Annotated in this window: 35 protein-coding genes; 33 read left to right on the plus strand and 2 right to left on the minus strand. The window is 52.6% G+C overall.

The window, feature by feature from the left end; genetic code table 11:
• Positions 1–11 precede the first annotated feature (11 nt).
• The 9 genes from SK36_RS07305 (at position 12) to SK36_RS07345 (ending at position 5,087) form a co-directional block, all read left to right on the plus strand.
• On the plus strand, positions 12–428 hold the full coding sequence (locus SK36_RS07305; RefSeq protein ID WP_048221169.1) for a PerC family transcriptional regulator: 417 nt from the start codon (positions 12–14) through the stop codon (positions 426–428).
• Positions 429–433: 5 nt separating this feature from the next.
• Positions 434–772: a DUF977 family protein gene (locus SK36_RS07310; protein ID WP_047358009.1), complete on the plus strand. Its 339-nt coding sequence runs from the start codon at positions 434–436 to the stop codon at positions 770–772.
• 256 nt (positions 773–1,028) lie between these two features.
• On the plus strand, positions 1,029–1,988 hold the full coding sequence (locus tag SK36_RS07315; protein WP_047357956.1) for a YbgA family protein: 960 nt from the start codon (positions 1,029–1,031) through the stop codon (positions 1,986–1,988).
• A 229-nt stretch (positions 1,989–2,217) separates the two neighbouring features.
• Complete coding sequence (locus SK36_RS07320; RefSeq protein ID WP_032943871.1) at positions 2,218–2,451, plus strand: DinI-like family protein; 234 nt, start codon at positions 2,218–2,220, stop codon at positions 2,449–2,451.
• Positions 2,452–2,494: 43 nt separating this feature from the next.
• Positions 2,495–2,740, plus strand: a complete 246-nt coding sequence (locus tag SK36_RS07325; RefSeq protein WP_048221170.1) for a hypothetical protein — start codon at positions 2,495–2,497, stop codon at positions 2,738–2,740.
• Positions 2,741–2,868: 128 nt separating this feature from the next.
• Positions 2,869–3,069, plus strand: coding sequence for a hypothetical protein (locus SK36_RS07330; protein WP_048221172.1), 201 nt, complete (start codon positions 2,869–2,871; stop codon positions 3,067–3,069).
• A gap of 2 nt (positions 3,070–3,071) precedes the next feature.
• Entirely contained in the window at positions 3,072–3,431 is a 360-nt protein-coding gene (locus SK36_RS07335; protein ID WP_048221174.1) for a RusA family crossover junction endodeoxyribonuclease, read from the plus strand.
• On the plus strand, positions 3,428–4,468 hold the full coding sequence (locus SK36_RS07340; RefSeq protein WP_048221175.1) for a DUF968 domain-containing protein: 1,041 nt from the start codon (positions 3,428–3,430) through the stop codon (positions 4,466–4,468). The genes SK36_RS07335 and SK36_RS07340 overlap by 4 nt, the downstream gene beginning before the upstream one ends.
• A 13-nt stretch (positions 4,469–4,481) precedes the next feature.
• On the plus strand, positions 4,482–5,087 hold the full coding sequence (locus tag SK36_RS07345) for a hypothetical protein (protein ID WP_048221176.1): 606 nt from the start codon (positions 4,482–4,484) through the stop codon (positions 5,085–5,087).
• Positions 5,088–5,398: 311 nt separating this feature from the next.
• Here the strand turns inward: SK36_RS07345 and SK36_RS07350 are convergent, their stop codons facing one another.
• Entirely contained in the window at positions 5,399–5,773 is a 375-nt protein-coding gene (locus SK36_RS07350; RefSeq protein WP_048221177.1) for a FlxA-like family protein, read from the minus strand.
• 144 nt (positions 5,774–5,917) lie between these two features.
• Between SK36_RS07350 and SK36_RS07355 the strand changes: the two genes are divergently transcribed.
• On the plus strand, positions 5,918–6,106 hold the full coding sequence (locus SK36_RS07355) for a hypothetical protein (protein ID WP_048221178.1): 189 nt from the start codon (positions 5,918–5,920) through the stop codon (positions 6,104–6,106).
• A gap of 439 nt (positions 6,107–6,545) precedes the next feature.
• Here the strand turns inward: SK36_RS07355 and uspF are convergent, their stop codons facing one another.
• Positions 6,546–6,980, minus strand: a complete 435-nt coding sequence (gene uspF, locus SK36_RS07360) for a universal stress protein UspF (protein WP_048221179.1) — start codon at positions 6,978–6,980, stop codon at positions 6,546–6,548.
• Positions 6,981–7,343: 363 nt separating this feature from the next.
• Here uspF and SK36_RS07365 point away from each other — a divergent pair, with 363 nt between their 5' ends.
• From SK36_RS07365 to SK36_RS07465, 23 genes are all read left to right on the plus strand, one after another.
• The gene (locus SK36_RS07365) at positions 7,344–7,730 is read left to right on the plus strand and encodes a phage holin family protein (protein WP_048221181.1); all 387 of its coding nucleotides are present in this window, start codon (positions 7,344–7,346) and stop codon (positions 7,728–7,730) included.
• Positions 7,717–7,998, plus strand: a complete 282-nt coding sequence (locus tag SK36_RS07370; RefSeq protein WP_072161082.1) for a phage holin family protein — start codon at positions 7,717–7,719, stop codon at positions 7,996–7,998. Before SK36_RS07365 ends, SK36_RS07370 begins: the two co-directional genes overlap by 14 nt.
• Entirely contained in the window at positions 7,998–8,627 is a 630-nt protein-coding gene (locus SK36_RS07375; RefSeq protein ID WP_048221182.1) for a glycoside hydrolase family 19 protein, read from the plus strand. Before SK36_RS07370 ends, SK36_RS07375 begins: the two co-directional genes overlap by 1 nt.
• 7 nt (positions 8,628–8,634) lie before the next feature.
• Positions 8,635–8,910: a hypothetical protein gene (locus SK36_RS07380; protein ID WP_048221183.1), complete on the plus strand. Its 276-nt coding sequence runs from the start codon at positions 8,635–8,637 to the stop codon at positions 8,908–8,910.
• Positions 8,855–9,064 (plus strand): hypothetical protein, encoded by a 210-nt coding sequence (locus SK36_RS24970; protein ID WP_072161081.1) that lies wholly within the window; start codon positions 8,855–8,857, stop codon positions 9,062–9,064. Before SK36_RS07380 ends, SK36_RS24970 begins: the two co-directional genes overlap by 56 nt.
• Complete coding sequence (locus tag SK36_RS07385) at positions 9,042–9,272, plus strand: hypothetical protein (RefSeq protein ID WP_048221184.1); 231 nt, start codon at positions 9,042–9,044, stop codon at positions 9,270–9,272. The genes SK36_RS24970 and SK36_RS07385 overlap by 23 nt, the downstream gene beginning before the upstream one ends.
• A gap of 123 nt (positions 9,273–9,395) precedes the next feature.
• Positions 9,396–9,560, plus strand: coding sequence for a YnfU family zinc-binding protein (locus SK36_RS24975; RefSeq protein WP_219725564.1), 165 nt, complete (start codon positions 9,396–9,398; stop codon positions 9,558–9,560).
• Positions 9,561–9,802: 242 nt separating this feature from the next.
• Positions 9,803–10,306, plus strand: coding sequence for a DUF1441 family protein (locus tag SK36_RS07390; protein WP_048221185.1), 504 nt, complete (start codon positions 9,803–9,805; stop codon positions 10,304–10,306).
• 3 nt (positions 10,307–10,309) lie between these two features.
• The gene (locus SK36_RS07395; RefSeq protein ID WP_048221187.1) at positions 10,310–12,427 is read left to right on the plus strand and encodes a phage terminase large subunit family protein; all 2,118 of its coding nucleotides are present in this window, start codon (positions 10,310–10,312) and stop codon (positions 12,425–12,427) included.
• Positions 12,424–12,639, plus strand: a complete 216-nt coding sequence (locus tag SK36_RS07400; protein ID WP_048221188.1) for a hypothetical protein — start codon at positions 12,424–12,426, stop codon at positions 12,637–12,639. The genes SK36_RS07395 and SK36_RS07400 overlap by 4 nt, the downstream gene beginning before the upstream one ends.
• Positions 12,640–12,647: 8 nt before the next feature.
• Positions 12,648–14,159 (plus strand): phage portal protein, encoded by a 1,512-nt coding sequence (locus tag SK36_RS07405; RefSeq protein ID WP_048221190.1) that lies wholly within the window; start codon positions 12,648–12,650, stop codon positions 14,157–14,159.
• Entirely contained in the window at positions 14,116–16,218 is a 2,103-nt protein-coding gene (locus tag SK36_RS07410; protein ID WP_048221192.1) for a ClpP-like prohead protease/major capsid protein fusion protein, read from the plus strand. Before SK36_RS07405 ends, SK36_RS07410 begins: the two co-directional genes overlap by 44 nt.
• 72 nt (positions 16,219–16,290) lie before the next feature.
• A complete protein-coding gene (locus tag SK36_RS07415) occupies positions 16,291–16,626 on the plus strand; it encodes a capsid cement protein (RefSeq protein WP_048221194.1) in 336 nt (111 codons plus the stop codon).
• Positions 16,626–16,982, plus strand: a complete 357-nt coding sequence (locus SK36_RS07420) for a head-tail joining protein (RefSeq protein ID WP_040230736.1) — start codon at positions 16,626–16,628, stop codon at positions 16,980–16,982. Before SK36_RS07415 ends, SK36_RS07420 begins: the two co-directional genes overlap by 1 nt.
• 1 nt (position 16,983) lies before the next feature.
• The gene (locus SK36_RS07425) at positions 16,984–17,640 is read left to right on the plus strand and encodes a hypothetical protein (protein ID WP_040230738.1); all 657 of its coding nucleotides are present in this window, start codon (positions 16,984–16,986) and stop codon (positions 17,638–17,640) included.
• Between the two features lie 11 nt (positions 17,641–17,651).
• Complete coding sequence (locus SK36_RS07430; protein WP_048221195.1) at positions 17,652–18,206, plus strand: hypothetical protein; 555 nt, start codon at positions 17,652–17,654, stop codon at positions 18,204–18,206.
• Positions 18,199–18,816: a phage baseplate assembly protein V gene (locus tag SK36_RS07435; RefSeq protein ID WP_048221196.1), complete on the plus strand. Its 618-nt coding sequence runs from the start codon at positions 18,199–18,201 to the stop codon at positions 18,814–18,816. The genes SK36_RS07430 and SK36_RS07435 overlap by 8 nt, the downstream gene beginning before the upstream one ends.
• Before the next feature lie 38 nt (positions 18,817–18,854).
• Positions 18,855–20,324 (plus strand): phage tail sheath family protein, encoded by a 1,470-nt coding sequence (locus tag SK36_RS07440; RefSeq protein ID WP_047357976.1) that lies wholly within the window; start codon positions 18,855–18,857, stop codon positions 20,322–20,324.
• Positions 20,321–20,827, plus strand: coding sequence for a phage major tail tube protein (locus SK36_RS07445; protein ID WP_016150414.1), 507 nt, complete (start codon positions 20,321–20,323; stop codon positions 20,825–20,827). The genes SK36_RS07440 and SK36_RS07445 overlap by 4 nt, the downstream gene beginning before the upstream one ends.
• Before the next feature lie 58 nt (positions 20,828–20,885).
• Positions 20,886–21,185: a phage tail assembly protein gene (locus SK36_RS07450; RefSeq protein ID WP_032943852.1), complete on the plus strand. Its 300-nt coding sequence runs from the start codon at positions 20,886–20,888 to the stop codon at positions 21,183–21,185.
• A gap of 102 nt (positions 21,186–21,287) precedes the next feature.
• Entirely contained in the window at positions 21,288–23,213 is a 1,926-nt protein-coding gene (locus tag SK36_RS07455) for a hypothetical protein (RefSeq protein WP_048221197.1), read from the plus strand.
• Positions 23,210–23,680 (plus strand): phage tail protein, encoded by a 471-nt coding sequence (locus SK36_RS07460; RefSeq protein ID WP_082138865.1) that lies wholly within the window; start codon positions 23,210–23,212, stop codon positions 23,678–23,680. Before SK36_RS07455 ends, SK36_RS07460 begins: the two co-directional genes overlap by 4 nt.
• Entirely contained in the window at positions 23,655–23,870 is a 216-nt protein-coding gene (locus SK36_RS07465) for a tail protein X (RefSeq protein ID WP_016150410.1), read from the plus strand. The genes SK36_RS07460 and SK36_RS07465 overlap by 26 nt, the downstream gene beginning before the upstream one ends.

The following is a 23,870-nucleotide window of genomic DNA, read 5'->3' on the forward strand; positions in this document are numbered from 1 at the left end:
AGTATTGACCAATGACCATAGAAATCTCTCAGAAAGATCGGGTAGCGATAGTGGTACGCCATACCCCGAACTGCGTATTACGTGATGTGTGTGAAGCGCTGGATATTCCATCCGGTACCGCTGGTAAGTTTCTGCGCGCGCTGACTGTCAGCGGCACAGTCCTGCGCACTCACAACGGAACTCAGTATGTTTATAACATCTCTCCGGATGCAGAATTACCTGACGTAAAGCTGCCCTTCATGGAAGAGAAAAGCGATCCGGCTGAAACGCAATTAGCGGAGAAAATGGCGAAAGACCTTAAGTCACGGGGACTCTGGCGGCGCGCGGCAAAGGTATATACCGACATGTTAGACATTGCCCGTAGTTCAGCTGAAGTGTCACGTATAGCGCAGCAACGTAATGAATGTCTACGTATGGCCCGGAGATGATCAGCATGCCAAGACCAAATACACCAGAAGAGCAGGCGGCACTTATTCGGGTGATCATTGAAGAGGTGAAAATCCGTGGACGCTTAACCGTTAGCGAGGCATCACAGATGTTGTCGCTGCATCGTCAGACTGCTGAGAAGTATTTCCGCGTCGCAGCCGAACGCGGCGAACTCATTCGTTACGGTCGTCTTGGTTTGTTCAGGGATCGGAAGGCTGTGATTGATTTCGATCTCCAGCGTTTTTCATACGGATCGAGTAAACCTGTTATTGAGTTACCTGCAGATTTTCGGGGAAGTGCAGTTATGCGCCGGGTTATAGATATCGTGGGGAGGATGCCAGCATGACAACCGAAAAACGGCGGAACATGGCTTTCACTACTCGACGTTGAGCATGTCCTGCTAGTGGTAGGCGTAAGATTTAAGGATGAGTGAAGGAACCTCAACTTTACGGCTCTATCTGATTCCTTTTCATTACGCTGGCGATGTCCTCATGGTTATGCTTATCTGTAATAAGAATGATATAAATAGATTAGGTATTATCATTTGAACAGTCACGATTTTCCTTTCGCGAAGTGGGCATTGAATTAACGAGGGTATCGATATGAACACTCAACCAGCTATCGGGATTAGCGGATGCTTGACCGGAACAGCTGTGCGGTTCGACGGCGGCCATAAACGAATGGGGTTTGCGATGGATGAACTGGCTCAGTGGGTAACTTTCAAGCCTGTCTGTCCGGAGATGTCCATTGGTTTATCTGTTCCCCGCCCAGCATTGCGCCTGGTTCAAACCAATGAAGGTTATATTCGCATGCGTTTTAGTCACGAGCCTGGTGAGGATATAACTGACAAAATGACTGAATTCACAACTCCATATATCCGAGGGCTTAGCACCTTGTCTGGCTTTATTGTCTGTGCCAAATCACCGAGTTGCGGTATGGAGAGAGTGAGGTTGTATGACGAAATGGGAAATCGTGGGCGGAAAGAAGGCACGGGCCTTTTTACTGGTGCGTTAATGGAAGCATATCCGTGGTTGCCGGTTGAGGAAGATGGACGTTTGCACGATCCGGTACTGAGGGAGAATTTTGTCGAGCGCATCTTTGCTCTCAATGAACTTAACATCTTAAGGGCTAATGGCCTTACGCGTCATGGGATACTTAGTTTCCATAGTCGCTATAAGCTCCAGCTTTTGGCTCATAACCAAGCAGGCTATCGTGAAATTGGGCCTTTTGTTGCTTCGATGCATGAGTGGAATGATTTGGAAGCATTTTTTGTTCTTTACCGAGAAAAGTTAATGGCAATCCTCAAGAAGCCGTCCTCACGGAAAAACCATACCAACGTGTTGATGCACATCCAGGGATACTTCCGTAACCAGTTGAATACACGTCAGCGCGGAGAACTGCGTGACGTTATTCTCAACTATAGCAGTGGACTCTTGCCGATACTCGCTCCACTTACTTTGCTAAAGCACTATCTGGCTGAATATCCAGATCGCTATTTGCTTACTCAGAACTATTTTGACCCCTACCCGAATGATTTAGCCCTACGCCTGATGGTTAATTAGTTTTTGAATACAGCCTTTAAACTATTTAATCTCTGGATCTTTAACCCGCTCCGGCGGGTTTTTTCTTATCTATACAGTGTTGCCACTCAGATTTAGTGAATCCCTAATGCTAGGAAAAGCTCAGTGTATACAACGGCATGGCTTTGGCAAAAAGTGCTATTAACCACTTGAATATGAGATTCAATAGGTATACTGTATTAATGTACAGTATTTTGATGTAGAGGGAATTATGAAGGTAGAACTTACGATCAACAAATCAAAAGACCTGCCGCGCGGAGCCATACCCGCACTTGAGAAAGAGCTGCTTAAGCGACTTCAGAATCAATATGGAAATTGTTCTCTAGTTATCCGCACGGCTGGCGGTGATAGCTTGACAGTTTTTGGTGGCGATAAGGGCGATAAAACGAAGGTGGAGGAAATCCTCCAGGAGACCTGGGAAAGCGCTGACGACTGGTTTTATTAGTTTTTTGGGTATTACTTTATCCCGATTGCATGGGGGAGTTTAAGTGAAAGAAAAAGTAGAATTGCCCAAAAAAGGCTACGCAGTCATCAGATGTCACGATGGAGTCATCGTTGCCAGGCTGCAATCATTTCCTGAGTGTGAGCGCGCCCTGATGTATCGTCGCGGTAGCATGGTGTCTTTCATGCCTCTTCAGGATAATGAAATTATTGGTACACCTACGTTGTTTACTCAGATGCTGGAAAGGGCTGGTTATCGCGTTACTCAGAATTCTGTTACACTCCCGTCATAGGCCTGAACAACCTATACCTGCTGCGCCACAGGAGAAAAGCCCATGGCGCAAGATCAATTCAAGCAATCCCACATACTGACGTTAACTAACGCCAGCGATTTTCTTTTTACCGCATCCAGAGGTGCGTTATGAAGAAAAGCTGGTTTCAACATACCCAACTCACCACTGAGCAGGCTGACGAACTGGAAGCCCGCTATCACGCAAAGCAGATTAAGACCGAGCGTAGTCTGGATAATGACTTCGTTCACTGGACGATCAGCGCGTTCTTGCCAGAAGTATCTAAGCCTCCGCGTCAGGACAGAACCTGGCAACAACGGATCTGGAGGTGAATGTGAAAGTCTACGATATCACCCCAATGGGCAAGCCCAGGATGACTCGCGCTGATAAATGGAAAAAGCGCCCCGAGGTTCTGCGTTACCGGGCTTTCTGTGATGAAGTTCATCTGCAGGGTGTTGAGCTGCCGGAAAGCGGTTCGCATGTCACCTTCATTCTTCCTATGCCAGCGAGTTGGAGCAATAAGAAACGGACTGAGTTCAACGGTAAACCACACCAGACAAAACCTGATTTTGACAACATGATGAAAGCTCTGATGGATGCCATTTACGAAGATGACGCTCACATCTGGGATTCACGCGTCACAAAATTATGGGGAGAGAAGGGACAAATAATTATCGGAGAGATTGCAGAATGAGGGCGCTGCTGAAGCCGGTGGTTGCGCGTGAGCTTGGAATTGTGCTGCTCAAGCCGGGCAGTAAGCTGATGTCATTATTCAGTTGTGAACGTGTGCTGGTGGAAAGCCAGCCGGCAGGTATGGAACGGTTGCCTGCTGGCCGTGTTCCTGACGTTCGCCAGCCGCTTGCGTGTGACGAGTCGCTGCGACCGTTCTTCCTGGATGAAAAAGTTATTAAGGTTGCTGGTGGTTTGAGTGGCCTTGATTACTGGCTTCTGCGTTATGGCGGTAGCTGCTGCCAGTGGCCACACAGCGATTACCATTATCACGAGTTAACCACTCTGCGTCATGAACCCGGATCGGTTCTTCTGTGTGGACATTGTGATAACCATTTGCGTGACCATTACAGCGAACAACTTGCAGAGCTGGCGAGATGTAATGTTATTAGCTGGATTATCAACAGCATCATGGTGGCACTGAATCAGGATCCTTCCAGAGAACTGTCGCTGGCGGAGCTATGCTGGTGGGCGGTGCGTATGGGGGTTACCGACGCAATTCCCGAATCAGTAGCCAGTCGGGCGCTTCGTATTCCTTCGGAAGATCATCAGTCAGTCATGCATGAATGCGACGTCGAGCCGGGTGTAACCGCCACCAGCATCATTACAGCCAAAGCCAGCACAGTAACCGTGAACATGCCACCAGCGCAGGTGCCTGAGGTTAAGCCTGTAGTTGGTGTTCTGGTCGACCCTGAGTCCCCGCAAACCTATATGAAACGTCCAAAGCGTATCCGTTGGACGGCCCCCCGATATCTGGAATGGATTAAAACACAGCCCTGCGAATGCTGCGGCAAACCATCCGATGACCCACACCATTTAATTGGCTGGGGGCAGGGAGGTATGGCAACGAAGGCGCATGATATTTTCGCGATCCCTTTGTGTCGTCAGTGCCATACAGAACTACATAACGACCCGGTGAAGTTTGAGCGAAAGCATGTACCTCAGCCGGTAATGATTATCAGAGTGCTGGACCGGGCTTACGGGCTCGGTGTTCTGGCGTAAGGAGAAAAACAGGATGACACCACGTCAACGCCGCAATCATTTTGAAGCACTTGGTAAAGCAGCATCTGCGCCGCGTAAAAGTTGGCTCGGTAAATGTATCCTCCTGACGGGGATCCAGTCCGGATGGATTAAATCCCTGCTCACTACCTGGGGGGAAGGTGTGGGAGGAAAAACTGCTCCTCGTTTGCCGCGAGGACATGCGTGTTGGAATGTGCTTAAGGGACGGAACTGGTCAGATAAGGCACTCGAGCGATTCACCGTTGCGTTAAATCAGGCGAGAGAAGAGGGATTCCGTGGACAGCAGGCAATGAACAGGGCACACAGCATTCTCTGGCCCCAGTCACCCGCCAGTGTAATTGACGAGGCCCTGCATAGTGACGATGTCGATTTTGTTGAGCAATGCGTACTGCAGGCGCTGGATATAAACGATCCGGTTTATGTTGTTGGTCTTCAGTATTACACCACCCGAAAAAAAGTCTCAGACATAACCCGGGAACTGCAGGCGATTGCGCCATGGCTGACACAAGAAAAGGCCAGAGAGCGAGTGAAGTGGTGTTTACAGATTTTCAGAGCAAAGGTGTTCTTGTCAGCGAAAGCACTTTTGGAAAGCAAGGAATAATATTTTTGCTTTTTTGTGCTGTTTTTTGTGTCTGGTATTGAAAACTACCCAGAAAGTTAGATAATCCATTCATGCTTGGCAGAGCTGCGCCACGATGGCAGCGACGAAAAGCGAACAATTTGAATATAACGAGAACCCCGCCAGCGCGGGGTTTTTGCTTTCCGGCGATACGACAGGGGTATTCGCGAGGTGTATTACACCAGTACCCCTGTCATATCGCCGTGCTGAATCGTTAACTTGAAAACAAGTTCTCACAACGCTCCAGTGCTTTTTCGTTTTTAACTCAAAGGAAAAATGGTTGGGGGTAGCTGCTAAACGTAGACATCAATATTTTTAGTATTATTCCCTGCAACGTTCGAACCTGATTTGTCACTTACCGTAGGTAATGCTCCCGATACCATTTGGTTTTTTTCTGCTTCTTGTTTTTGTAATTGAGCAATTTTTGCGTATATAGACTCGATTTGCCTTTGAATCATTTCCATCTGCTGTTTAAGCAGTTTTGCCTCATCTTCGGAAGTTACTTCATTTATTTTTGAACCCATGGCGCTGAGCTCTTTTGTCAACTCACCAATTTGTTTTTTCAGGTTTTGAATTTGTTGTGAAACAGAGTTGCCAGTACTTGAAGGTGCTTGTTTTACTGTGCTTTGCAGTATGTCCTGACTCAAAGTGCTAACTGTCATACTCATGGTGGTTCCTCCGGGCTTACATTTATTACCCATTATCGTCATCTTTCGAAATTACTTTATTAGCAAAGGTTAAGTTGTGGCTTCCTGCACCACAGCATTATTTGTACCACTCTAAACTATCTGCTGAGTATCGCGGAGGAGCTTATGAAAGAAGGTTACTACTGGATTCAGCATGTCGGTGTTGTACAGGTGGCGTACTACACGAATGACACTGTTGATGATCTGGAAACGGGTAAAACAATCACAGGTGTCTGGCATCTGACCAGAGGCGATGACATTTGTCATAACGGTGAAGCAGAGGTGTTTGAAGGTCCTCTTACTCCACCTATATAAACAACCGCACTTACTTCGAGGCAGCCGCATGGTGGCCTTTTCCATTTCGGGCTCACGGGTATCACTCTCTACGTGCTTTGTTGATAAATCAAGCCCGTGAAGTCTGATCCTTTTAGAATAATAGTGCTGTTTGATTGCAGGTTTTTCTTATTGGTTCTAAAGTTATAGAGCATCTAGTAAAAGCTCTCGTTTTGACGTAATTGTGATGAATCCCCCTAAGCGGAGGGGTGAAACTGACAGTAAACAAAGTCATGGAATGACATGCTTAGTGCACACGGGTCATGGTTTGTCAGCCAAAGGTCCACCGGGAGGCACCCGGCATCACGTTAATCAAAATACTTCTTTTCAGGCCCACTCCATGGAATGGGCCTTTTTCTTGCATTTTGATAGTGTAATTCTAGCTAACGGAATGTCATCTAAGCGCGTGGCGATTCATTTCTTATCGAACTACAAGTACAGGGCAACCAGCGTGTCGGACAACGGCGGCTGCATTCGATCCTAAGAGGTAGGTTGAAATGTCTGGACGATGTGAGGCAATAATGATTAAGTCAGCATCGATTGATTTAGCGAGATTAAGTATTTGATCCTTTGGTGACCCAGCGGCTGCATGTGTTTGGGTTTTTCCCGCAGGGATTTTGAATTGCTTCACGATTTCATCCAGTTTCAATAATGCAGCGTGCTGAATGTCTTTTAATTTTGGCATTTCTGCTGAATATGCCAGACCTAAAGATGAGTAATAAGGCAATGTGGGAACTACTGTTAGAAAATGTACTTTAGCAGTATTTAATACAGAATGAGCCTGAACATAGGGGATAACTTGCCGTGTTAAGTCAGTCTCAGAAACATCAATTGGTACTAAAATAGAGTTGTACATTTTAGCCATCCTGTTTGTTTTTTGTTCGGCAGGAAGTTTAGTATCTGGGACAAAAAAAAATGTGTCTTGGCTGGCAAAACTTACGAATTGGTACCTTCATACTATTTGCGCTTTCAATCTAATGATTCTGGGGGGCAGGATTCATTATGTAGGTATTGTTCAAGTATCAGAGTTGCTTAAGACTCCACTTACTCCATCAATGTAACAACCGTATTCATTTCGAGGCTGCCGCATGGCGGCCTTTTTCATATCAGGCTCACGGGAATCATCCGCTACGTGCTTTGTTGACAAATCCAGCCCGTGAAGCCTGAACCTATTTCCCTTCATTCCTGAGAGGACTCACAGCAATTAAGAGGGGGCTAAATGTCCGATCCGATTTCCGGTACTGGGCTGGCTGGTGGTGTCCTGACGGGGGCCAGCGTCTATGGATTTCTTTCCGGAACCGATTACGGCGTGGTATTTGGCGCATTTGCCGGGGCTGTATTTTATATAGCAACGGCTGCGGACCTTAGCGCAGCACGTCGGCTGGCGTATTTTGTCGTGTCCTACATTGCCGGGATCATCTGCTCAGGGCTGGTTGGTTCAAAGCTGGCTGACTGGACTGGTTACAGTGATAAGCCTCTGGACGCTATCGGAGCCGTAATCGTTTCTGCTTTAGCTGTCAAAATCCTGACGTTTCTGAATAACCAGGATGTCGACTCGCTGGTGGCGCTGATAACGCGCCGGGGAGGTTCAGGTGGTACTAAATGACCCGTCAGCAACTGTTAACGCGCTGCTCTGCGCAGGGGTGGTAATAACCCTGATGTTCTACCGCCGGGGTGATTCCCGGCATCGTCCGTGGGTATCGCGTCTGGCATGGTTGATCACTGTGACTTACAGTGCAGTGCCACTGGCCTATCTGTGCGGCATTTACCCTCATTCTTCATGGGCCACGATTGGGGCCAACATCATTTTCCTGTCCGTGCTGGTGGCCGTCAGAGGCAACGTTGCACGTCTGGTTGATCATCTGAGGCACTAATGAATCAACAACAATTTCAGCAGGCGGCTGGTATAAGCGCCGGATTAGCTGCGCGCTGGTTTCCGCACATTGATGCAGCAATGAAGGAGTTTGGCATCACTGCGCCGCTCGATCATGCGATGTTCATCGCGCAGATGGGGCATGAGTCCGGCGGGTATGAAAAGCTGGTGGAAAGCCTGAACTACGCAGCCGATCGTCTTGTTCCCGTATTCGGCAAGCACCGTATCACGGCACAGCAGGCTGCCGCGCTCGGCAGAACGGCAACGCAATCGGCAAATCAGAAAGCGATTGCTAACCTGGTTTATGGCGGCGAGTGGGGCAAAAAGAACCTGGGCAACCAGGTTGCCGGTGACGGGTGGAAATATCGCGGGCGCGGGCTGAAGCAAATCACAGGGTTAAGCAACTATCGCAAATGCGGTCTGGCGCTAAAACTTGATCTGGTTACGCAGCCGGAATTGCTGGAACAGGACGAAAATGCAGCGCGTTCCGCAGCGTGGTTCTTTGCCACCAGCGGATGCCTTGTGTATTCCGGCGATGTGGAACGTATCACGATCATCATCAACGGCGGTAAAAACGGTCTTGATGACCGCCGTCGTCGGTTCAATCTGGAAAAAGCCGTGCTGGTGTGAGGCTGCTATGGGAATTGAAATGATTATCGGGCTGGCCGCAGCGGTGATTGCCGTTATCGCTGGTGCTTTTGGTTTCGGCCATGCGCGCGGCACCAGTAAAGCGGAAGCCAAAGCAGACAAGCAGCGCACCGAAGAGAACGCAGCGGCGACCGTTGCGGTGGCAGAACGTAAAGCTGAAGTCACTAAAGAGGCCAGTAATGCCCAGCAGACTGTTAATCACATGCCTGATGACGACGTTGATCGTGAGCTGCGCGAACAATTCTCCCGCCCCGGTGGTGGTTGATACTGCGTGCAGTTGGGTGCGCATCATCTACCTGACTGACCACGATATCGATGTGCTGGATAAGCAGACGAAGCGCGACATCCTGGCGCATAACAAATCAGTGCAGGTTAACTGCAAGAAGGAGTCTGCCCGTGAACGCAGAGAACCTAAGTGAAGCGTATTACATCAATAACGAGATAAAAGAACTACAGCGGCTGAAAGGTATACTGGAAAGTGGTGCCGGGCTTGGTGTGACAATCCAGTCCGCCTATCAAGATAATGCCTTTCTTGAGGCTATACGCCCACATGCAGTGGCCGAACTTGACCGCCGTATTGAGGGAAAGAAAGCCGTGTTGGTTAATTTGGGTATCTCCTTCTCCTGATGTCACAGGCATTTAGTGAATGCCTGTGACAAAGCTAAATGGCATCAAGCATGCGATGATGATTGGTTAATAATTGAGCTATGCATGGTATAATAAACCCCATTCATTGAAAGGTTAACCACCATGTCATTTTTCGATTATGCAATGCAGCGTGTTGGGCTTGCAGCCAATATGACTGTCATGTGCCCGATATGCGGACATAAATCCATACACTCGACCACGAAAGTACGCCAGCAACAGGCGTTACTTTGCCCTAAATGTAAATCGCTGTTTGTCATTCACAGGTAGTGGGTCGCGATACAAATAACCCTAGGCCTCGCAATAGCGGGGCTTTTTTATGCACTCAAATGACAATATTTCTCATTTTCAAAAGGTACTCCTGGCGATTCTGAACACCGAGGGGGCGAGGACACGCGGAAAACGGCTAGTTTTTTGCATTTTATGGGTTTCATCATCATCCATTTAACCTCTTGATATTTCAGTCCTGATAATTTTCAGGATGTCGAAATGCCTATTTTTTGTTCACCATCATGGATAACGAACTGAAAAATTTCCGGCTGAACATCAATCAGCTGGCAGCCATCACCGATCTGCACCGCCAGACGGTCGCGAGCAAGCTCGCAAATGTTCAGCCGGCACCAGGCAGCAATCCGAAACTCAAGCTTTATGCCGTCACCGATATTCTTCGGGAACTGCTGACGCGCTCCACAGCACCGGACCTGGTGGACGTTGACAAAATGCTTCCACCTGATCGTAAAGCGTGGTTTCAGTCTGAGCGAGAACGGCTCAAGTTTCAGCAGGAAACAGGTGAGCTTATCCCTGCATCAGAAGCGACCAGAGAGTTTTCCTCCATGGCAAAAGCAATGGTTCAGGTGCTGGAGACGTTACCCGACATTCTTGAACGAGATTGCGCAATGACGCCCTCTGCGGTTGTCAGGGTGCAGCAGGTTATTGACGATCTGCGCGATCAGATAGCCCTCAAAGTTGAGCAGGCCGACTCACCGGAACAGGAGGATACGCCAGAAGAGGAGTAAGTCATGCGACAGGCCACGGCAGCGGAAGTCAGGCGTAACGCTTCCGCCATTCTCAAAGCCCCGCGCCGTATGCCTGTGGCTGAGGCGGTTCAAAAATTTATGCGCGTACCCATGGGGGCCGGTAACTCTGTACCGTGGGACCCTGCCGTCGCCCCTTATGTGATTGAGCCGATGAACTGCCTCGCGATGCGTGAATACGATGCGGTGGTGTTTGTTGGTCCAGCCCGAACAGGGAAAACCATCGGTCTGGTCGATGGCTGGGTTGTGTACAACATCGTCTGCGACCCGTCCGATATGCTGGTCGTACAGATGACGGAAGAGAAAGCGCGTGAACACTCCAAAAAACGTCTTGCCAGAACATTTCGTGTCAGCCCGGAAGTGGCAAAGCGGCTGAGCCCGTTACGCAACGACAACAACGTGCATGACAGGACCTTCCTTGCCGGGAACTATCTGAAGATTGGCTGGCCCTCCATCAACATCATGTCCTCGTCAGATTTTAAATGTGTGGCGCTCACGGATTATGACCGCTTCCCTGAGGACATTGACGGCGAGGGTGACGGTTTTACTCTGGCCTCCAAACGTACCACGACGTTTATGTCCGCAGGGATGACCCTGGTGGAGTGTTCGCCGGGCCGGGACATCCGTGACAGCAAATGGCGCCGCAAGTCTCCCCATGAAGCGCCACCAACGACAGGCGCGCTTTCTTTGTACAACCGTGGCGATCGCCGTCGGTGGTACTGGCCGTGCCCGCATTGTGGTGAATATTTTCAGCCGGAAATGTCGGCCATGACCGGCTACCGCGAAGAGCCAGACCCGGTAATAGCTAGTGAGGCGGCCCATCTGCTTTGCCCGCATTGCAACGGCATTATCACGGCAGACAAAAAACGCGAGCTGAACGGGGTGGGAGTCTGGTTGCGTGAAGGTCAGAGTATTGACCGTGACGGCAATATTTCCGGTGAGCCACGGCGATCTCGCATTGCATCTTTCTGGATGGAAGGCCCGGCAGCCGCGTACCAGACATGGGCACAGCTGGTGTACAAACTGCTGACCGCTGAGCAGGAGTATGAAGCGACCGGCAGCGAAGAAACCCTTAAGGCGGTGATCAATACCGACTGGGGGCTGCCTTACCTGCCGCGCTCTGCCAGCGAACAGCGACGCGCCGATGCGCTGATGCTTCGCGCGGAGGATTACGGTAAACGGCTGGTCCCGCCAAAAGTACGTTTCCTGCTGGCGGCTGTGGACGTCCAGGGCGGCAAAAAGCGCCGTTTCGTCGTGCAGATTATCGGTTATGGCGAAAACGGTGAACGCTGGCTGGTGGATCGCTACAACATCCGCCAGTCGTTGCGCTGCAATGAGCATGGTGAGGCGGAGCCGATCCACCCCGGCGCGTATCCGGAGGACTGGCAGCTGCTGGTCTCCGATGTGCTGGAAAAAACCTATGCGCTTCAGTCTGACCCGACGCGGCGTATGCCGGTGCTGGCCATGGCCGTCGACAGCGGCGGTGAGGAAGGCGTGACCGATAACGCCTATAAATTCTGGCGCCAGTGCCGCCGGGATGGCCTGGGTAAACGTGTTTACCTGGTCAAAGGCGACAGCACAAAGCGCCAGAAAATCATCACTAAAACCCATCCAAATAATACCGAACGCAGCGACCGTCGCGCCGATGCGCGTGGCGAAGTGCCGGTGTATCTGCTGCAGACCGACCTGCTCAAGGATCAGCTCAGCAACAATCTGGACCGTGAGACCCCCGGTGCGGGCTATATCCATTTTCCCGACTGGCTGGGGGAATGGTTCTACGAGGAACTGACCTACGAAGAGCGCGGCGTGGACGGCAAATGGCGCAAGCCTGGCAAGGGCGCCAACGAAGCCTTTGACCTGTTCTGCTATGCCCACGCCGTTGCGGTTCTGCGCGGCTACGAAAAAATTCGTGACTGGGAAAAACCCCCTGCATGGGCTGAGCCGCAGGATCTCAACCCAAATATTCATGAAGGGGAACGCCCCCGGGAGATAACTGTGAAAAAAACAAAACCCGTTCAGTCGCCTGTCCAGGCTGAACCTGAAAAGGGCGCCGGACTGTCCGGCAGCTGGCTGGGATCTTCCGGTAAGGGAGGCTGGCTGTGACGAAAGACGACATCTGGAGAACGCTGCTGATGGTGCGCCAGGCCTACCAGGATTCGCTGGACGGCAAGAGTATCTCCTTCACCGGCGTAAATGGCCGCGCCATTACCAACCACGACCCGAAAGCGCTGCGCGACGAGCTTGAATACTGGGAGCGTCGCTGGCGGGCGGTCAACAGCCGTGGTGGTTCGTACAAACTCGCTAACTTTCTGTAAGGCGTTCTATGGGCATTCTTGAAAGAACACTGGGGGCTATTTCCCCCGGGTGGGCAGCGGCGCGCGCGCGGGACAGACTCCGGCTTAATGCGTATGAAGCGGCCAACCCGTCACGGCTGCACAAGGCCAAAAAGCAAAGCCAGTCTGCGGACACCTCGGTATTTGCAGCAGGCCAGTCCCTGCGGGAACAGGCCCGCTGGCTCGATGAAAACCATGACCTCGTGATCGGCCTGTTTGACAAAATGGAAGACCGGGTAATTGGTGCCCACGGCATCCATGTTGAGCCTCAGCCACTCGATCTGGAGGGCAATCTCCATTCCGATTTTGCCGGGCAGCTTTCGGCACTCTGGGCGGAATGGTCGGTTCGTCCGGAAGTGACCGGGATGTTTACCCGTCCGGAAGCCGAGCGGCTTTTGTTACGTTCAGCACTGCGTGATGGTGAAGTGTTTACACAGATGGTACGGGGAAATGTAGCCGGGTTGCAGCATTCAACCCAGGTACCATTTTCTCTTGAACTGCTGGAGGCGGATTTTGTTCCGTTTAACCTGAACAGTACCTCCGGGCAGCAGATCCGCCAGGGGATTATTGTCAATGCCTGGGGGCGACCGACGGGCTACAGAGTTTATAAGAACCATCCTGCCAGTTTTGCCGGACTCAATGCTGATTTAAAAACTGTTTCGGCTGACAGCATGCTGCACCTGGCTATGCGTAAACGGCTTCACCAGTTAAGGGGGATCAGCCTCATCCATGGCGTGATCACCCGGCTCTCCGATATTAAGGATTATGAAGAGAGTGAGCGCGTGGCGGCACGTATTGCGGCGGCGCTGGGTTTCTATATCAAACGTGGGGATGCTCAGTCTCTTGATACAGAAACCGAGTTTTCAACACCGGGTGGACAGCGCCATTACGATATTGCGCCGGGGATGATTTATGACGAGCTAAAGCCAGGCGAGGATCTGGGCATGGTGGAGTCGAATCGCCCGAATGTTCATCTGTATGAGTTCAGGAACGGTCAGATGCGCGCTGTGGCGGCGGGGACACGTGGCAGTTATTCCAGCATCGCGCGGGATTACAACGGTACCTACAGTTCACAGCGGCAGGAGCTGGTAGAGAGTTTTGAAGGTTACAACGTGCTGCAGCAGTGGTTTGTTGGGCAGCAAAGCCGTCCTGTATACCGAAACTGGCTGGCAATGGCGTTGCTCAGCGGCGTTACCATCCCCAAAGATGTCGACAAAAAATCCCTTTACAACGCGCTCTATCTTGGGCCAGTCATGCCATGGATTGATCCGGGAAAAGAGGCTGCTGCCTGGAAGGCAATTGTCCGTGGGGGGGCAGGCACAGAAGCCGAATGGACGCGCGCACGTGGTCAGAATCCGCAGGAGGTGAAACGTCAGCGTCTCCGGGAAACCCAATTCAACCGAGAAAACGGGCTGGTGTTCGACTCAGACGCCGCCAACGATAAAGGAGTGCTCCCTGATGCAGCAAATGATAAGCCCGCCCCGTCACGGGACGATGATTAACCCCCGCGCCAGTGTGGCTGGTATCGATGCCGCAAACGGTCAGTGCTGGTATGAGATTCGCGCACTGGCTGCAGGACGCGTGGAAATATTTCTCTATGACGTGATCGGCGGCTGGGGGATTACCGCTCAGCAGTTCGTCTCCGACTGTAAGGAGGCCGGGGTGTTTGATGCCAGCGCCGTCGATCTGCATATCCACAGCCCGGGCGGCGATGTGATGCAGGGATTTGCCATCTTTAACACCTTGTCCCGTCTGAAGGCGAAGCTGGATATCTGGGTGGACGGCGTGGCTGCCAGTATGGCTTCAATGATTGTCTGCCTGCCCGGTGCCACGGTGCATATGCCGGAAAACGCCTGGCTGATGGTACACAAGCCGTGGGGCGGGATCGCCGGGGATTCCGATGATATGCGTGATTACGCTGCCTGGCTTGATCGTAATGAAGCGCTGATGCTCAGTGCCTACATGAACAAGACCGGGCTGGGGCAGGAAGAACTGGAGGCGATGCTGAAAGCTGAAACCTGGCTTAATGGCGCGGAGGCGGTGGAAAAAGGTTTCGCTGACACGCTTGAACCAGAACTGCAGGCCGCGGCCTGTGTGAATCAAAATAAACTGAAGGATTACCAGAATATGCCAGAACAGATTAACAACCTTTTTGGGCCGCGTGCCGAAGCCCCTGCAAGTCAGCCGCAACCCGCACAAAACCCGGTGCCGCAGGCCGCAAATACCCCACCGGCACATCAACCCACCCAGCAACCGCTGGCAGGAAATATCGACATTACCGCGCTGGCCGCTCAGCTCCAGCAGCAGATGCAGGCGGCGAATACTGAACGAGTAAGCGCCGTTTCCGCTGTGTTTGATGCGTTTCCTGCTTTCGGCTCGCTGAAAGCAGAATGCATCACGGATATTTCCTGCTCAGCGGAACAGGCCCGCACCAAATTGCTCAATGCGCTGGCGGCAGGCACTACCCCGAGTGCCGGTCCGGGTGCAGTTCACATCCATGCGGGTAACGGGAACATTGTTGGTGATTCCATTCGTGCGGCGGTGATGAACCGTGCGGGCTATGCGCAGGCGGAAAAAGATAACGCCTACAACGGGTATACCCTGCGCGAACTGGCCCGCGCCTCGCTGGTGGATCGTGGTATCGGTATTTCTGGTGTCGGTACCGCACAGGCGATGGTTGGGCTGGCGTTCACCCACAGCAGCAGCGATTTCGGCAATATCCTGATGGATGTGGCACATAAGGCGGCATTGCTTGGCTGGGATGAGGCCAGCGAAACATTCGAACAGTGGACCCGTAAAGGCACACTGACCGATTTCAAAACCGCGCACCGCGTTGGCCTGGAATCACTGGCATCGCTGCGTAAGGTTCGCGCCGGGGCGGAATATAAATATGTCACCATTAAAGATCGTGGTGAGCCTATTGCACTGGCCACCTATGGTGAGCTTTTCAGCATTGACCGCCAGACTATTATCAACGACGACCTGGATATGCTGACGCGTATCCCTCAGGCAATGGGGCTTGCTGCGCGAGCCACTGTCGGCGATCTGGTCTGGGCGGTATTGACCAGCAACCCGAAAATGTCGGACGATAAGCCGTTGTTCCACGCCGATCACGGCAACCTTGTTACAGCCGATCTGACTATTGAAGGGCTGGATACTGCGCGTAAGGCAATGCTGCTGCAAAAATCCGGCGATCGCCGTCTGAATATTCGTCCGGCCTACATGCTGACGCCAGTGGCAATTGAGTCACGGGCAAATCAGCTGATTAAATCCGCCAGTGTACCGGGTGCAGACGCGAACAGCGGGATCGTTAACCCGATCCAGAACTTTGTGACCGTGGCTTCTGAGGCCCGCCTGGATGACAGCAGCCCGACCGATTATTACCTGACTGCTGCGCAGGGGCGCGACACCATTGAAGTGGCGTATCTCGACGGTATCGACACGCCATATCTGGAACAGCAGCAGGGCTTCACTGTGGACGGCGCCGCATTCAAGGTGCGCATTGATGCGGGGGTGGCTCCGCTCGACTGGCGCGGGCTGGTTAAAGTCACCAAAAAATAATGACCGCCGCCTGGCGGTTTTTTTATCCCTGAAGGCGGCGCTGGTCGCCTTTTCCTTTTATGGAGAAAAAACATGGCGAATAACTATCAGCAGGACGGTACCACACTGGATTATCACAATGTGGGTGTTGATGCCGTTTCATCCGGTGCGCTGGTGGCGGTCGGCGGAATTGCCGGGGTGGCACACAGCGATATTCCTGCTGGCGAGTGGGGAATACTGCATATGACCGGTGTTTTTGTCCTGCCTAAAGCGGCAGAAGAAATTGCGGCAGGCCAGAAACTGTATCTGGCTGGCGGCAAGCTGACGGTGGCAAAAGGCGATGATGCAACGCCAAACCCGGTTGTTGGTTCCGCCTGGGGAGCAGCTGAGGCGGATGATGCTGATGTTGCCGTCCGCCTGGGGTTCTGATGAGCCGGTTCCGGGAGCGTTTGGCTAAAGCAGATGCCCGGATTAACCGGGCGTTTGCCGAAGAAGTCCCTGCATGCCTGCAAACGGGTGAAGGCCCGCGTCTGGTGACCGTGATTTTTGAATCACCGGATGCACTGTCGGGTGTACCGGGCGGCGGGGAAATTCAGAACCATTCCCCGGCGTTCAGTGCAATGACTGCGGATATTTCCGGTCTCGAAAAACATGACGGTGTGGTGATCAATACCATCCCTTACCGGGTGACACATATCGGCGCGGATGAAGAAGGGCGGACCCGCGTCACGCTGGCATATGGGGAACCCGGCAAAACACAGCCTCAGATCGATAAATGGAGCTGATATGGCGCGGGAGTCTCGACTGCGGCGGGATTTACCCGTCGATATTGATGTGGATGTTATCTGGCGAATTGCGGACAGTATCGGTGCGACGCAAAAACAGTTCCGTGCAGCATACTCGCGCGCGCTCAGGCGTACTGCCGCCACGCTGCGAAAGAAAGCGATGGCGGATCTGAAAGACGGGCTGGCCCCACGCAGTATGGATCTGGTCCGGCGCCGTCTGCTGTCTTTTCGTCTGGACAGGGGATCGCAACTGGATAACTTCCGGCTCTGGTTCGGGCTGAATGCCATTAAGGTGAAAGACCTTAAAGGACGAATCAACGGGCGGCTGCGACCGCACCATACCCGGCGTGATCGCAACACGGGGCGTTTTATTAAAGCGCGTCGCCAGGCAGAAAACGCCGGATTTTCCCCAAAAGGTAATCTGCTGAGCGAACGGTCGTTTGAAAACGGGGAGGTGTCCCGTTCAAAACGGGATAATCGCCGGACGGTGGTTATTCGCGATCCCCTGACCCGCCGGACACGCGAAGCAGAAATGGATATCTACGAACCGATGCTGAACTACATCGAGGACAACGCATTTGCGGAAGCGATGGAGATTTTTATGCATCACTTTGAAACCGACATTCGCGGGCGCGTAAAAGCCCGTATTTCTGTCTGAGGTAACGAACGATGGCCGAGCCACTGTTGCTGGGGCGGTATCACGATGCCGTGACTGACGCATTAAAAAAAATCGGATGGGTGCGTGATGCCGGTGCGTATCCGGAACGAAATGTTCCCCGCTTTTCGGGCCTGACCACGCCCGCGGTGTATTTCTCGATTAACAGCTGGGAACAGGGCGGAGGTAATGAGGGGCAACTGGGCGTTAATTTAACCTGTGATCTCTTCGTGGTGGTGGATGCTGCCGGATCGGGTGTGAGTCAGCCTGAGATTTTTGTCAGAACCGCTGCGGCCGATATTACCCAATGGATTGACGGGCAGCAGTTTGGTCTGGGCCATATTGAGCCTGCGGTTTTCACCACGGCTGAACGTGATGAGTTTGATCCGCGAATGGATGATTATCTGGTCTGGCGTATTTCATTCACCCAGGCGGCTGCATTTGGTACTGACCCCTTTGCAAACAATGGCATGCCTCTGCAGCAGGCCTGGCTGGGTGCTGCACCTGATACGGGCCGTAATCATGTGGATGACTATCAGCTTATCCAGGAGGCTCAGCCCGATGAGTGATATCGCAGGCGACCTGCAGCGCAGACTGGCGAACCTTGTCCGGCGCGGCGTTATCCATTCCGTCAGGCACGATCGCATCCCAAAATGCCGGGTGGATTTGGGGGATATCATCACGACCTGGCTGCCGTTGTGCCAGGGGTTTTCAGGAACCAACCGGGCGGATTCAAATCCTTATGCCGTGGGGGATGCGGTTACGGTCCTGTCCGAAGCCGGAGAGCTCAACAACGGACGGGTGTTTCCTGGCTGGAACACGGGAAAGCTGCCTGTGCCGGAAGGAAGTGACAGCGAGCACATTACCCGTTACAGCGACGGGACCGAGATCCGTTATGACAGGAACGCGCATGCCCTGACGATTACGCTGGCTGATGGTGGAACTTACAAAATTGTCGGTAAAGGCACGCTGGATGGTCCGGTTGAAATTACCGATACCCTGACAGTTCAGGGCAAAACCTGGATTAATGCTGACACGTCGGTTGCAGGGAATATCGGGGCGTCAAAGGAGATAACGGACAAATCCGGCAGCATGAGCAAGATACGTGAAGTCTTTAACAACCACGATCACCGCGGCGACAGCGGCGGGCTCACCGATAAACCTAATCAGAATATGTGACCTGCTGCGGCAGGTTTTTTTATGCCTGGAGAAAAAACATGTCTCAGTTACATGGCGTTGAAACTATTGAACTCACCTCGGGTACGGTGGCGGTTACCACGATTCAGACCGCCATTATCGGCCTGGTGGGAACGGCACCTGATGCGTCGGGGGGAACAGCCGCATCGGGATCATCCGGTACACCCATTCTCGATAACGTTATCGACTTCACTGCAACAATTAAGGGGCGGGAAGGCAATGTCATCAATGTCGCTGCGCTGGCCGGACAGCCGGCAGCCGAAAATCCTGCTGCGGTTGTGACGTCAGCAAGCTGGGATCCTGAATCGCTGACACTGAAAATCACGCTGGGTTGTGATGAGCACGGTGTTATCACGGCTAAACCCGGAGACGTTGCTGAGGCTGTCGGTGGTGTTGATGGCGCAAAAGTCAGTGCGAGCGGGCGCGGTGACGGGATTGTCCAGCCTTTCAGCCTGCAATTGGCGGGGGGTGAAGATGAACCCTTTCCACTCAATACGCCGGTGGCGGTCGTCGGCACCACGCTGTTATCCCGCCTGGGTGAAAAAGGTACGCTGAAACAGGCACTGACAGACATTAACGATCAGCGTAATGCGCTGACGGTGGTGGTGCGTGTGGCAGATGAAAACGATGTGGCAAAACGACGCGCTGCGGTACTGAAGGGGATCGGCACCCTGTCTTCAGCGAAATCTGTTACCACGTACCAGCCGCGTATTGTGATTGCACCGGGATTCAGTGAGGACGATGCGGTTGGTAAGGGGCTGGAAACCGTGGCCGGGAAATTGCGCGCCGTTGCCTATGTTGACTGCGCCTCCGGTGCGACGCTGCAGGAAGTGGTACAGCGTCGCCAGTCCTATGGCGCACGAACTGAACTGTTGCGCCCGCGGGTCCAGGCAAGCGATGCAGATGGCCAGCTGGTTTATCGGCCTTACTCTGCGTTTGCTGCCGGGTTACGCGCCCGCATCGACTTTGAAAAAGGCTGGTGGTGGAGCAAGTCAAACCAGGACATCAACAACATCCTCGGTGTTGAGCAGATCGATGAATTTATCCTCGGGGATGAAAACTGCGACGCAAACCTGCTCAACATGCAGAACGTGTCCACTATTATCCGCCGGGCGGGTTTTAAACACTGGGGGAACCGTCTGTGTGCTACCAATCCACAGTGGCGTTTTGAATCTGTCCGCCGTACTGCTGATGTTATTGAGGACAGCATTCAGGAAACCATGCTCGAGTATGTTGACCGCCCACTGGATCGGGAAAATGCAGACGACATTATCGGCACCATCAATGCCTATATGCGGCAACTGGTCGGTCTTGGCGCCATATTCGGTGGGCGGGCCTGGCTGGATGAAGAACTGAACACAGCGGAAACCATGGCGTCGGGTGTCCTGTACATCAACTATGACTTTGGTCCGAAATCGCCGACTGAACTTATCAGCCTGCGCGTCCGGGTGAACAATAACTATGCGCTTGAGGAGATGCTTGCAGCATGAGCGATAAAAACACACTACGCGTCTGGACCTTCTTTCGGCAGGGGATCCGTATTCAGGGGGCGCATGAATTTACGCCGCCGTCTCTGGCTATTGTTAAAACGGATTTGCGTACCGGCGCACAGGATGCGCCCACCCCGGTTGATGACGGCATGGAAGCACTGACCTGTCAGGTTAAATTTTATGGGATAGATACGGATATGCTGGCCAGCTTCGGTTTTGTCAGCGGCAGCCGTTCACGCTTTACGGCTTATCAGGGCTATCTCGGTAACGGCACTGCGCGCGGTACGGTTGAGGAAATTGAGGGGTTTGTACAGACCGTCACGCCGGATGCGCGCAGTAAGGACACGCTTTCCGAAAATGCCGTGACGGTTGATATTGCCGTCAGCTACTACCGTCAGTCACTGGACGGGCGCGAACTGTTCGCCATCGACACAGAGCGTTTCGCCCGCCGGGTGAATGGCGTGGATGTGCTTTCTGGCCTGGCTGCCAAAGTGCGTCTCTGATTTTACTGTTATCCCACCACTGTAACGGCCTGCGGGCCGTTTTTTTATGGAGCATCCTATGAGCTTTCCTGGTGAAACCCGCGTTATAAAACTGTATTCCCCCGTATCACTTGATAATGGGGTCGTGATCGATGAAGTCACCATGCGTGAACCGCTGGTTCGCGATCGCATCACTCATGCCAAAGACCGCGGCAACGAAGAAGAGAAAGAAGCCCGCATGATTGCGCTGCTGTGCAATCTCAGTGAACAGGATCTCTGGCTGATGACGGCGGCAGATTACTCACAGCTGCTGGATGCCTTTAACGTTTTTATGCTCCCGCCCGCGAAGCGACCGAAGGCGGGCTCCTCCGGGCAATAAGATTTCTGGGGCGGCGACTGCATTTTCCGATGGCGGAATACCTCGATATGCCGTTCAGCACTTTCTCTGATTTTTTGACCGACGAACTGGAGACGATAAACCGTGGGCGGAATAAGCCAGAACCTTAAGGCCGTCATTACCTTTGGCGGAAACCTGGATAATTCATGGAAACGATCTGCAGATGGTCTGCAAAAAAGCCTGAAAGATGTCGGAAAGCAGTCTGAACGACTGACAAAAGACCAGACCAGACTGGCCGCAGAAATCAAGCGCGCCAAACTGGCCGGTGAAAGCCTGGGGGATTTGAAGCGCCGCTATACCGATGTTTCCAGGGAAATCCGCAAAACGGAGGCGGAGCAGCAGAAACTGAATGTACAGATGCAAAAAGCACAGCGCATTCAGGCATTCAAAGGAGCCGGTAAAGGTCTGTTCCGGCGCGGTCTGGGGATCGCCGGGCAGGTGGGCGGGATGTTTGGATCCGGGCTGGCTATTGGCGGTGGCGGTGTGGTGGCTTCAGCTCTTGGCACACTGATAGCGCCAGCTGCCACCAATGCTGAAACGGCAACCCGCACTAATGTCGCAAAAAGTTACGGCGTGGACGTGGCCACGTTTAATGCCTGGGATTCTCTGGCGAAGCAGTACGACATGAATGCGGAAAACATTGGCGATCTCTTTGAAGAGTATCTGCACAAATCCGGGGAGTATAAACAGAACGGTAAGCAGGGCTCGCTGCAGGATGCGTTTGAAACGCTCGGGTTCAAAGCGGGGGATTTTGCCGGGCTCAGCGATATGGCGCAGTTTGACAAAATTGTTGAACGGGCGCTCAGCCTTCAGGACGAGTCAAAAGCCTCCTTCGCACTGGATTCTCTTCTTGGCGGGGAAGCGAGCAAACTGCTGATGCTTATCAAGCAGTCTGGCCGGAGCTACCGCGATCTGATGGACGAACAGCGGCGCTACAACCTTGTGACCAAAGAGGGGGCTGATGGGGCGGTTGCGGGTAATCAGGCTATCAATAATCTCCGCACTGTTTTCTCTTCTGCGGTTGCAGAAATTTCCGGGCAACTGGGAAATGAACTGGCGCCGGATATCCGTAATCTGACAAATGATCTTGCTGACTGGTTCAAAGGTGGCGGGATCAAGCGCATTGTGACTTTCCTGCGAAACGACCTTTATCCCGGCGTTCTGTCGTTCGGGCAGGGGGTGGTTTTTGTCGGCAAAATTATTTACGCGCTGGCTAAAAAACTGTCCTGGTTACTTCCGGATGAACGAAATGATCAGCGTGACGTACTCAAAACGCTTGCGGCAAATGGGATAGAAAGAGCGCGTTTCAGGGCCAGCCAGAATGGACAGGGGGAATGGTTTGACCAGCAACTGAAAGAGCGCCCGGACCTGCCGCAAAAAGTTAAGCACTCCTGGGAATCCACCCGGGGATTGTTTGGCTTTGATTCTGATGATGAAACATTTAACAAATCGCTTGATAAATATCTGTCACCGGAAGGCGGCGACTCGCTTTTAAACTGGAATGCGGCGCTACAGCAAAACAAGGACCATGTCGCGCAAACCGTTAAAGAGGAACCGGAAAGCAGTGCCGGAGCCTGGGATAATTACGCGCATGAGCCGGTAACATCTGCCAGTCAGTGGGAAAGAGAACCATCAGTACTGACGTACAGCCAGGGGGAAGGAGAAAGCGCCCGCGCAGGGGATAAGTATCCGAATGTTCCCCTTTTTCCCGCCGGGCAGCAGGACAGGAATGTTACTGCAACAGACAGTTCACCTGCTGAGCCGGTGATTCTGAAAGACGAGAGCACGGGCGGTTACTGGGAAAGTCTGCTTCAGAAAATGGATGTACTGGATAAGCAGCCGCCATCACGGCAGATAACCGATAACCGCAAATTTGAGTACCACTTCGAAATTAATGCCGCGCTGGGACAGGATGAGAAAGCCATTGCCGATGAAGTGACCACGGTGACGAAAAACAATTCTGCCTTTAATGGTGATAACAGCCTTCTGGATGGAGGACTTGTCTGGTGAGTGAAATTATCCCGATATTTGAAGATTCCGGCCAGCGCGGTGCAGGCGCATTACGGGGTGGGCAGGAAGCCCGCGTGATGATGATGCTGGGGAATTTCGCCTTTTCGATTGATACAGCGGCTTATCATCAGCTCACCCGTGAGGCCAGCTGGCGCTGGAGTGAGCAGGAACGCATCGGCAAACAGGACCTTCTTCAGTACACCGGAAAGCCCGGGCGTACCGTCAGGCTTGAAGGGCAGTCTCATGCCTTTTTCCGTAAAGGGGTGGAAGGGGTGAATGATTTATTTGATCTTGCCGATCAGGCGAAACCCCAGCAGCTTGTCAGCGGAGAAGGCGATGTACTGGGGTGGTGGGTGGTGACCGACTTTTCAGATACGACGAGTAAGTTTTTACCGGGTGGCGGTCACCGAAACAAAAACTGGACGATGACGCTAAAACACTATGCCGACGATCTATCAAACCCGTGACGGAGATGTACTGGATGCAATCTGTGCCGTGCATTACGGTACTGAAAATCTTTCAGATTCAGTGACTCAGGTTCTTGAAGCCAATCAGGGGCTGGCAGATCAGGGGGCTATGTATCCTTCCGGCCTGTATATCACACTGCCGGATCTGGTGACGCCCGTAGCGGAATCGCCATTCAGTTTATGGGATTGA

It is taken from the genome of Citrobacter sp. MGH106 (genome assembly GCF_001037495.1).
Taxonomy (GTDB): Bacteria; Pseudomonadota; Gammaproteobacteria; order Enterobacterales; family Enterobacteriaceae; genus Citrobacter; species Citrobacter murliniae.